Source organism: Geodermatophilus chilensis (genome assembly GCF_002802985.1).
Lineage (GTDB): Bacteria > Actinomycetota > Actinomycetes > Mycobacteriales > Geodermatophilaceae > Geodermatophilus > Geodermatophilus chilensis.
In genome coordinates this window covers 1-1,159 of the sequence record NZ_NVPT01000366.1, presented here as the reverse complement: position 1 = coordinate 1,159, position 1,159 = coordinate 1, and the positions used below count along the sequence as shown (strand labels likewise).

General features: G+C 73.6%; 2 protein-coding genes. Both read right to left on the bottom strand.

Annotation, left to right across the window (positions count from 1 at the left end; genetic code table 11):
- Nucleotides 1-23 precede the first annotated feature (23 nt).
- A complete protein-coding gene (locus CNO22_RS27190; RefSeq protein ID WP_232807405.1) occupies nucleotides 24-560 on the bottom strand; it encodes a transposase in 537 nt (178 codons plus the stop codon).
- A complete protein-coding gene (locus tag CNO22_RS27185) occupies nucleotides 557-1,099 on the bottom strand; it encodes a winged helix-turn-helix domain-containing protein (protein ID WP_100502319.1) in 543 nt (180 codons plus the stop codon). The genes CNO22_RS27190 and CNO22_RS27185 overlap by 4 nt, the downstream gene beginning before the upstream one ends.
- Nucleotides 1,100-1,159: the final 60 nt, after the last annotated feature.

Genomic DNA, 1,159 nt, shown 5'->3' with positions numbered 1-1,159 from the left:
CTAAAGATCATTAAGGGCGGTTGTTATAGGAACGATCCGAACTCCAAGCCGGTGCTGGCCAGGAAGCCGACCAGCAGTCCGGGGCGGTACTGCATCCGTTTGAGCCGGGTCTTCACCAGCACGGTCAGCTCGGCGATGGAGTGCTTGGTCAGGTTGGCCAGCGACCGCTTCAGATGCGCCCAGACCGGCTCGACCGGGTTGAGCTCGTGGGCGTACGGCGGCAGCTGGAACACCGTCAGCCACGGCCGGGCTGTCACCAGCGCGGCCATCGCGGCGGACACGTGGGTGTTCAGGTTGTCCCAGACCAGCACGATCGGCCCGCCGAGCTGCTGGTGGGCGGCGTCGAGCAGGACGGCGTAGGCGGCCTCGGTGAAGCCCTTGCGCCGGCCCGTCCGAGCGCCGCGGCGGCCGCGGTGGGTGCGGTAGAGCAGCCGGGGCCGCTGCCCGGGCTTGACCGCCACCAGCGCGGCCACCGACAGCCGCGGGGCATTCGATGCGGTCACCCGCACCACCGGGGTGCGCCCCCGGCGGCCCCAGGTGCGGCCCTTCGGCGGCCTCAGCCCCTGGCCGGACTCGTCCTCGAAGACCAGCCAGGCGCCCAGGTCCGCCGCGGTCTTTTTATCTCCGGCCAGGTCTCCTCCCGCCAGGCGGCGATCCGCTCCTCGTCGCGTTCGACCGCTCGGCGGGCGGGCACCTGCACGCTCCAGCCCAGCCGGTGCAGCAGCAGGTCCAGCCCGGGCAGGGTGTAGTCCACCCCGAAGCGCTCGCGCACGACCGCGGCGATGCGCGGCAGCGTCCAGCACTGATCGGCCCAGCCCCAGGCGGCCGGGCCGGCGTCGAGCAGCAGCTGCAGCTCGTCGAGCTGGGCGGGGCTGAGCCGGCAGTGCGCCCCACCGGGGCCCTTGGAGGCCAGCGCCGGCCGGCCACCGTCGGCCAGCGCATGCCGCCAGCGGTTCGCCGACATCCGGGTGACCCGGAAGCGGGCCGCGACCTCCTGGTCGGTGGCGCCCTCCTCGATCCACTCGGCCGCGGCCAGCCGCACCCGTTCCCGCCGGGCGCGCTCGTCCGCGGTCAGCCCGCCACCCTGGGGATACCTCATGGTGTGGGCATAGCGCAGGCCGCGCCGACTGTCAGCAGGGTCCGGCCGGCGGCCAACCGA

Bases quoted from the DNA above. Each gene is read 5' to 3' on its own strand.
- CNO22_RS27185 (WP_100502319.1), bottom strand. From the start codon at position 1,099: ATGAGGTATCCCCAGGGTGGCGGGCTGACCGCGGACGAGCGCGCCCGG.